The organism is Glycomyces endophyticus (assembly GCF_039531525.1).
Taxonomy (GTDB): Bacteria; Actinomycetota; Actinomycetes; order Mycobacteriales; family Micromonosporaceae; genus Glycomyces; species Glycomyces endophyticus.
Window position 1 is genome coordinate 99,388 of sequence record NZ_BAAAQF010000012.1, and the last position, 7,525, is coordinate 106,912.

The 7,525-nt window shown below is 71.4% G+C and carries 7 protein-coding genes; 4 read left to right on the plus strand and 3 right to left on the minus strand.

Annotated elements, in window-relative coordinates; genetic code table 11:
- The first annotated feature begins 332 nt into the window (after window positions 1-332).
- From ABD419_RS16855 to ABD419_RS16870, 4 genes are all read left to right on the plus strand, one after another.
- Window positions 333-1,628: an ammonium transporter gene (locus tag ABD419_RS16855; protein WP_344488437.1), complete on the plus strand. Its 1,296-nt coding sequence runs from the start codon at window positions 333-335 to the stop codon at window positions 1,626-1,628.
- A gap of 120 nt (window positions 1,629-1,748) precedes the next feature.
- Window positions 1,749-3,284, plus strand: a complete 1,536-nt coding sequence (gene ffh / locus ABD419_RS16860) for a signal recognition particle protein (RefSeq protein ID WP_344488439.1) — start codon at window positions 1,749-1,751, stop codon at window positions 3,282-3,284.
- A 217-nt stretch (window positions 3,285-3,501) separates the two neighbouring features.
- Window positions 3,502-4,593 (plus strand): amidohydrolase family protein, encoded by a 1,092-nt coding sequence (locus ABD419_RS16865; RefSeq protein WP_344488442.1) that lies wholly within the window; start codon window positions 3,502-3,504, stop codon window positions 4,591-4,593.
- Between the two features lie 109 nt (window positions 4,594-4,702).
- On the plus strand, window positions 4,703-5,221 hold the full coding sequence (locus tag ABD419_RS16870) for a DUF4190 domain-containing protein (protein WP_344488444.1): 519 nt from the start codon (window positions 4,703-4,705) through the stop codon (window positions 5,219-5,221).
- Window positions 5,222-5,322: 101 nt separating this feature from the next.
- On the opposite strand, the gene ABD419_RS16875 is transcribed toward ABD419_RS16870, so the two are convergent.
- The 3 genes from ABD419_RS16875 to ABD419_RS16885 form a co-directional block, all read right to left on the minus strand.
- Window positions 5,323-5,679, minus strand: coding sequence for a VOC family protein (locus ABD419_RS16875; protein WP_344488446.1), 357 nt, complete (start codon window positions 5,677-5,679; stop codon window positions 5,323-5,325).
- Window positions 5,680-5,719: 40 nt separating this feature from the next.
- A complete protein-coding gene (locus tag ABD419_RS16880) occupies window positions 5,720-6,190 on the minus strand; it encodes a twin-arginine translocase TatA/TatE family subunit (RefSeq protein WP_344488448.1) in 471 nt (156 codons plus the stop codon).
- A gap of 79 nt (window positions 6,191-6,269) precedes the next feature.
- The coding region (locus ABD419_RS16885) for a S1C family serine protease (protein WP_344488450.1) at window positions 6,270-7,525 on the minus strand (1,256 nt) is incomplete at its 5' end.

A 7,525-nucleotide genomic window follows, 5' to 3' on the forward strand; every position in this document is an offset into this window, starting at 1 on the left:
CGGAGCGGTCATGCCGAAGTAACGGTTCATTCGAACTCATCAATCCCCTCAAAAGCCGCATCGGCCCCACCCGCGCCTCCGGCCACGGCTAAAACCACCCCTGTGAGCGTGAGTTCACACACTCGAAATCTTTGGCGACAGCTTCTTAACACGCAGGCCCGGGTCGCGTAACACGTCACGGTGAAGCTGGCTTCACTCCGGTAGGTAGGAGATTCACGCGCCGGTCGCAAGGCCGGCGCGTGACCACTCTCCTGAGCACCGTCGCTCCCCTCGACGCCGGACCACTTACTGAAGCCCGCAGTTCTACCTATCTCTGGAGAGAGGAGGCGGCCATGCCCGAGTTCGACAGCGGCTCCAACGCCTGGATTCTTACCTCAGCCGCCCTTGTTCTGCTCATGACCCCCGGCCTGGCCCTGTTCTACGGCGGTCTGACCCGCGCCAAGTCCGTCATCAACATGATGATGAAGTGCCTGGTCGCCATCGGCGTCGTCTCGATCGCCTGGACCGTCGTCGGCGAGTCCATCGCCGTCGGCGACCTGACCGGCGAGCACCCCCTTTGGGGCGACGTCTCCAGCTCCTTCCTCCTCGGCTACACCACCGACCTCGAGGGCTACACCGGCGGCGTCTCGAACGCCGCGGTCGCCGCCTTCGGCATGATGTTCGCGATCATCACCGTCGCCCTCATCGCCGGCGCCGTGGCCGACCGCATGAAGTTCTCCGCCTGGGTCATCTTCGCGACCGTGTGGGTCATCGTGGTCTACGCCCCCGTGGCCTACTGGGTCTGGGGCTCGGGCTGGATCGAGGACTGGGGCGTGCTCGACTTCGCCGGCGGCACCGCGGTCCACGCCAACGCCGGCGCGGCGGGCCTCGCCCTGGCCCTCGTCGTCGGCCGCCGCATCGGCTGGAAGGACGGCAACTTCGCGCCGCACAACCTGCCCCTCGTGGTGATCGGCACCGGCCTCCTGTGGTTCGGCTGGTTCGGCTTCAACGCCGGCTCCGCCTTCGCCTCCAACGGCACCGCCGGCCTGGCCCTGCTCAACACCCAGGTCGCCACCGCCGCCGCGATCCTCGCCTGGCTCCTGGTCGACCGCATCCGCGGCGTCAAGCCCTCCGTCCTCGGCGCCTGCTCCGGCGTCATCGCGGGCCTCGTCGCCATCACCCCGGCCGCCGGGTACGTCAGCCCGATCGGCGCCATCGCCCTCGGCGCCGTCGCCGGCGTCATCTGCCCGCTCGCCATCGGCCTCAAGCACAAGCTCGGCTACGACGACGCCCTCGACGTGGTCGGCCTGCACATGGTCGCCGGCATCTGGGGCTCCATCTCCGTCGGCCTGTTCGCGGTCGCCGAGGTCGCCGGCACCGACGGCGTCTTCTACGGCGGCGACGTCGCCTTCCTCGGCAAGCAGGTCGCCGCGGTCCTCGCCGTGGTCGCCTACTCCTTCATCGCCTCCCTCATCATCGGCCTGATCCTGAAGTTCACCATCGGGGTCCGGATCAGCGAAGAGGAAGAGCTGGCCGGCATCGACTCCGCCCAGCACGGCGAGGCCGGCTACGACCTGCCCGTCAACGGCAACACCGGCACCGGCGTCCCGGAGACCAACGCCGCCGCGACCGAGAAGGTCAACGCGTAGGACTTCACGTCACCGCTGAGGACGGCCGCCCCGCCACGGGGCGGCCGTCCTGTTTTCGCGCCCCGCCGCACGCCCCGTTAAGCTCGTAGTAGTCCAGCCAACCCACCGAGAGGTCCAGCCGTGTTCGACGCATTGTCAGATCGACTGTCGGGAATCTTCGAGTCGATCCGCGGCAAGGGCCGCCTGACCGATGCCGACATCGACGCCACCGCCCGCGAGATCCGCCTCGCCCTCCTCGAGGCCGACGTGGCCCTCCCGGTGGTCAAGACCTTCATCGCCCAGATCAAGGAGCGCTGCAAGGGCGCCGAGGTCTCCAAGGCCCTCAACCCCGCCCAGCAGATCATCAAGGTCGTCAACGAGGAGCTCATCGCCATCCTCGGCGGCGAGACCCGCCGCATCGCCTACGCCAAGCAGCCCCCCACGGTCATCATGCTCGCCGGCCTCCAGGGCGCCGGCAAGACCACGCTCGCCGGGAAGCTCGCCAAATGGCTCAAGGGCGACGGCCACTCCCCGCTCCTGGTCGCCGCCGACCTCCAGCGGCCCAACGCCGTCGGCCAGCTCCAGGTCCTCGCCGACCGCGCCGGCGTCGCCGTCTACGCCCCCGAGCCCGGCTCCGGCACCGGCGACCCCGTCAAGGTCGCCACCGACTCCATCGCCGAGGCCAAGCAGCGCGGCCACGACGTCGTCATCGTCGACACCGCCGGCCGCCTCGGCGTCGACGAGGAGATGATGCAGCAGGCCCGCGACATCCGGGCCGCCGTCAACCCCGACGAGGTCCTCTTCGTCATCGACGCCATGATCGGCCAGGACGCCGTCAACACCGCCGAGGCGTTCCGCGACGGCGTCGGCATCACCGGCGTCGTCCTCTCCAAGCTCGACGGCGACGCCCGCGGCGGCGCGGCCCTCTCGGTCCGCCACGTCACCGGCCGCCCCATCCTCTTCGCGTCCACCGGCGAGAAGCTCGAGGACTTCGACGTCTTCCACCCCGACCGGATGTCCTCGCGCATCCTCGGCATGGGCGACGTCCTCACCCTCATCGAGCAGGCCGAGGCCGTCTTCGAGGACAAGCAGAAAGAGGAGTACACCGAGAAGCTCCTCAAGGGCGAGGACTTCACCCTCGAGGACTTCCTCGACCAGATGCAGGCCATCCGCAAGATGGGCCCCATCGGCAACCTGCTCAAGATGATGCCCGGCATGGGCCAGATGAAGCAGCAGATCGACTCGATCGACGACAAGCAGATCGACCGCACCACCGCGATCATCCGCTCCATGACCCCCGCCGAGCGCCGCGACTCCGCGCTCATCAACGGCTCCCGCCGCCTGCGCATCGCCAACGGCTCCGGCGTCACCGTCTCCGAGGTGAACCAGCTCCTCGCCCGGTTCAAGGAGGCGCAGAAGATGATGCGCCAGATGAGCGGCGCGATGGGCGTCCCCACCGGGAAGGCCACCAAGTCGCCCTACACCAAGCGCAAGGGCAAGAAGGGCGTCAAGAAGAAGACGGTCCGCCGCGGCGGCCCCGCCTCCCAGCAGCGCGCCCCCCAGCTGCCCCAGGGCGGCGTCCCCGGCCAGATGCCGGACCTCGGCCAGTTCAACCCGGCCGACCTGCCCGACATCGACCTGGAGCAGTTCTTCAAGGACCAGGGCAAGGACAAGTAGCCCGGTCCGCGCGGACCAGGACGAGGAGTCCGAGCCCGGCGAGGACCCCGGTCGGTCGCGACCGGGGTCCTCGCCGCGTCCGCCGCCGTGCGCGGCCCCGCCGACACGACCGGTCCGAGCGCGCCCCGCATCCCGCCCCTGCGCCCCGGCCGCATCTCCCACCCGCTTCGGGCGCGGCGCTGGACATCGCGACCCGTCCGGGTGATACTTCGGGGCGATGACTGCACTCGAACCGCTCTCGCCGCTCCACCTCCGCGTCGTCTGGCTGCCGTACGACACGGTCGTCGACCTCTACGTCGACGGCGACCGCATCACGTTCGACCCCGTCCCCGGGGCCGTCACGGTCGCGACCTCCGGGTACGCGCTCCCCGGCCTCGTGGACGCCCACTGCCACATCGGCATCCGCCGCGGCGCCGCGCCGATCGAGAGCCTCGACGAGGCCCGCGCGCTGGCCCGCGCCGACCGCGACGCCGGGGTCCTCGCGATCCGCGACGCCGGATCGCCCTACCCGTACCCCGAGCTCGTCGGCGAGGACGGCCTCCCGCGCCTGATCCGGGCCGGGCACCACATCGCCGCCTCCCGGCGCTACCTGCGCGGCATCGGCCTCGAATGCGAGCCCGACGAGGCCGTCGGCGCGCTCGCGCGCCAGGCGAAGCTCGGCGACGGCTGGGTGAAACTCGTGGGGGACTGGATCGACCGCGACAAGGGCGACCTCGCCCCCTCGTTCGAGCCCGAGATCCTCACCGCCGCGATCCGCGCCGCCCAGGCCGAGGGCGCGCGCGTCGCGGTCCACACCTTCTCCGAAGAGGCCGTCGCCTGCGTCGTCGCCGCCGGCGCCGACTCCGTCGAGCACGGCACGGGCCTCTCGACGGACCTGCTCGACACCATGGCCGCCAAGGGGATCTCCCTGGTGCCCACCATGATCAACATCGAGACCTTCGACGACATCGCGGCCGGCGCGGACGCGAAGTTCCCGCGCTACGCCGACCACATGCGCCGCCTCAAGCAGGGCTTCCCCGACGTCGTGCGCGCCGCCTGGGAGGCCGGCGTCAAGGTCCGCCTCGGCACCGACGCGGGCGGCGGCATCGACCACGGCCTCGCGGCCGAGGAGATGCGACTGCTCCACGAGCAGGCCGGCATCCCGGCCGCCGACGTGGTCGCCGCGGCCTCCTGGGAGGCCCGCGAATGGCTCGGCCTCGCCCCCGATCTGGGCGACGTCGTCGTCTACGACCGCGACCCCCGAACGGACGTATCGGCGGCCCGCGAACCCGCGCTGATCGTGCTCCGCGGCCGCCTCCTGCGCCCCTGAACCTGCCCTTTCGCCCTGTTTCGCGAAGCGGCCTCGTCACACCTCCGTTGCGCGGGTCGGCTATCGTGAACCTCCCCGCGCCGTTTCCGCCCGAGCAGAGAGTGCAGCGATGACCTATCCTCCGACTCCGGACCAGTCCGGCCAGGGCGGCTTCCAGTACGACCCGTACGGCAGCCAGCCCGGTTCCCAGCCCCAGCAGCCCGGCTACAGCCCGCAGCCGCAGCAGCCGGGCTACGGCCAGCCCCAGCAGCCCGGTTACGGGGCCGCCCCGCAGCTGCCGCCCGCAGCGCCCGGCTACCCGCCCCAGTACGGCGCCCCGGGCCCGTACGGCCCGCAGCTGCCCAAGGGCCAGGCCATCGCCTCGATGGTGCTCGGCATCATCGCCGCCGCGTTCCTGTGCATCCCCTACGCCGGCGGGTTCATCGCCCTCGTCTGCGGCATCATCGCCGCGATCCTCGGCGGCATCGCCCTGAAGAAGGTCAACCAGGGCGTCGCCGGCGGCAAGGGCCAGGCGATCACCGGCCTCGTGCTCGGCATCATCGTCTGCGCCATCGGCATCTTCGCGATCATCGCGCTCGCCGCCGGCATGGCCATGCTCGGCACCGCCGGGACCGCCACGTACTACTAGGACCTGCGCGAAAGGCGGCCGGGGCATCGCCCGGGCCGCCTTTCGTCTGCGCGGTGCGCGGCCGGTCCGCGGCGGCCGCCGTGCTCACATCACGACCGTGCTCACATCACGACCAGACAGAACGGGTGCCCGATCGGGTCCGCGAAGACCCGGTAGCGCTCGCCGCCGCCGTCGAGGCGCCGCGCGCCGATCGCCAGGACCGCCGCCTCGCCCGAGTCGAGGTCGTCGACCCGCACGTCGAAGTGCATCTGCTGCGGGGCCTCCTGCGTCGGCCAGGTGGGGGCCCTGAAGCCCTCGACCTGCTGGAAGGCCACGCCGGGCCGGTCGGGCGCGTCGCCGATGACGACCCAGTCGCCGTCGTCCTGGACCCGGACCATGCCGAGCAGCTCCTCGTAGAACGAGGCGAGTGACGAGGGGTCGGGGCAGTCGATGATGAGGCCGTGCCAGGTTCCGATCATCCGGCCAGTGTCCCAGCCGGGTGCGACACCGGGACCCCGATCAGGTGACGTCGTCGAAGCTGGCCGCGCGGCCGCGCGTGCGCTCGGCGGGCGCCTCGCCGGCGTCGTCCGCGGCGTCGGTCCCGTTGGAGGAGCCGTTCGTGCCGCGCGTGATCGCGCCGCGGTTGACGCTGCGGCGGGTCGTCTCGACGTCGCGGGTCGCGTCGGTGAGGCCGTCCTTGAGCGGCTTGGTGCCGTCCTGGAGGTCGCGCATCGTGGACTTGAGGGGGTTCGTGAGCATCTCCTGGTCCTCTTCGGTCAGGATGTGCTTGCGCACGAACGTCTTCGGGTTCAGGTCCTCGGGCTTGATGTCGGTGCCGATCTCCCGGCTCAGGTCGGCCGCGGCGTTCGACGCCATGTTCCGGGCCTTGGAGATGAAGCGGCGGAGGTTCGCGAGGGCCTTCGGCAGCTTATCGGGGCCCCAAAGGAAGATCGCGATGAGGATGATCACGAGGAACTCGGTTCCGCCCAAGCCTCCGAACACGCTGACCCTCCGATGACCGACTGTGACTGCTGATACCTGAAAAACCTCCGCCTAGCGTACCCCCACGTCAGTCCCCGGCCGCTTCTAGAGTGACCTGCGCGCTGTGCTCCTCGCCATCGCGCTCGTACACGAGCGTGACCGTCGTGCCCGGCGCGAGCTTGCGGATGAGCGCGATCAGCTGGGTGTTCTCGGTGACCGTGACGCCGTCGAAGCTGGTCACGACGTCGCCGTCCTCCATCCCGGCCGCATCCGCGGGCGATCCGGCCACGATCTTGCTCAAGGTCACGCCGACGCCCAGTTCGGAGGCCCCGAGCTCGGCTCCGAGCACGGTGTGGGAGGCGCTGCCGGTCGCGACGATCTCGTCGGCGATGCGCTTCGCCTGGTTGATCGGGATCGCGAAGCCGATGCCGATGTTCCCGGCCTCGCCCTCGGCGGCGGTCGAGGCGATCGCCGTGTTGATGCCGATGACCTGGCCCGCGATGTCGGTGAGCGGCCCGCCCGAGTTGCCGGGGTTGATCGCCGCGTCGGTCTGGATCGCGGCCATGACGGACTCGACCTCGCCGTTGTTGTTCTCGGTGAGCACCGGCCGGTCGATCGCCGAGACGATGCCCTCGGTGACCGTGGACGACAGCCCCAGCGGCGCGCCCACGGCGAGCACGGGGTCGCCCACGGCGACCTTGTCCGAGTCGGCCAGGACCATCGGCGGGTGGTCGCCGCCGTCGATCCGCAGGACCGCCACGTCCGAGTCGGGGTCGGAGCCGATGACGGCCGCGGTGGTCACCGAGCCGTCGCTGAACAGGACCTGGAGGCTCTCGGCCGGCTCGGAGCCGCCGCCGACGACGACGTGGTGGTTGGTCAGCAGATACCCGTCGTCGGAGACGATGAAGCCCGAGCCGTTGCCGCCGTCGGCGGTGAGGACCGTGACGACCGACGGCATGATCTGCTCGACGACGCCGGCGACCGAGGACAGGTCGCGCTGCGTCTCGGGGTCGGCGCCGGTGATCCCGCCGCCGCCGTCGCCGCGGGTGGCCCAGATGCCGATGGCCGCGCCGAGCGTCCCCGCGATGAGCGCGGTGACGGCCGAGACCGCGACGACGAGTCCGAGCCCGGTCCGCGCGGCCGCCGCGGGCCGCTCAGGCAGCGGCTCGGCGGGCGTCCCCACCGGAGCCGGGCGGGTCTCGATCACGGCGCGGCTGCCCGGGTCGCGCCACGGGTCGCTCGGGGCCGCGGGGTTCCACCACGCGGACCGCGCGGCGTCGGCGGACGCGGGCTGCGCGGGGCCCCGGCCCGCTGCGGGGCCCGCGGCGAACGCCGCGTTCGGCC

Bases quoted from the DNA above. Each gene is read 5' to 3' on its own strand.
- ABD419_RS16870 (WP_344488444.1), top strand. From the start codon at position 4,703: ATGACCTATCCTCCGACTCCGGACCAGTCCGGCCAGGGCGGCTTCCAG.
- ABD419_RS16875 (WP_344488446.1), bottom strand. From the start codon at position 5,679: ATGATCGGAACCTGGCACGGCCTCATCATCGACTGCCCCGACCCCTCG.
- ABD419_RS16855 (WP_344488437.1), top strand. From the start codon at position 333: ATGCCCGAGTTCGACAGCGGCTCCAACGCCTGGATTCTTACCTCAGCC.
- ABD419_RS16865 (WP_344488442.1), top strand. From the start codon at position 3,502: ATGACTGCACTCGAACCGCTCTCGCCGCTCCACCTCCGCGTCGTCTGG.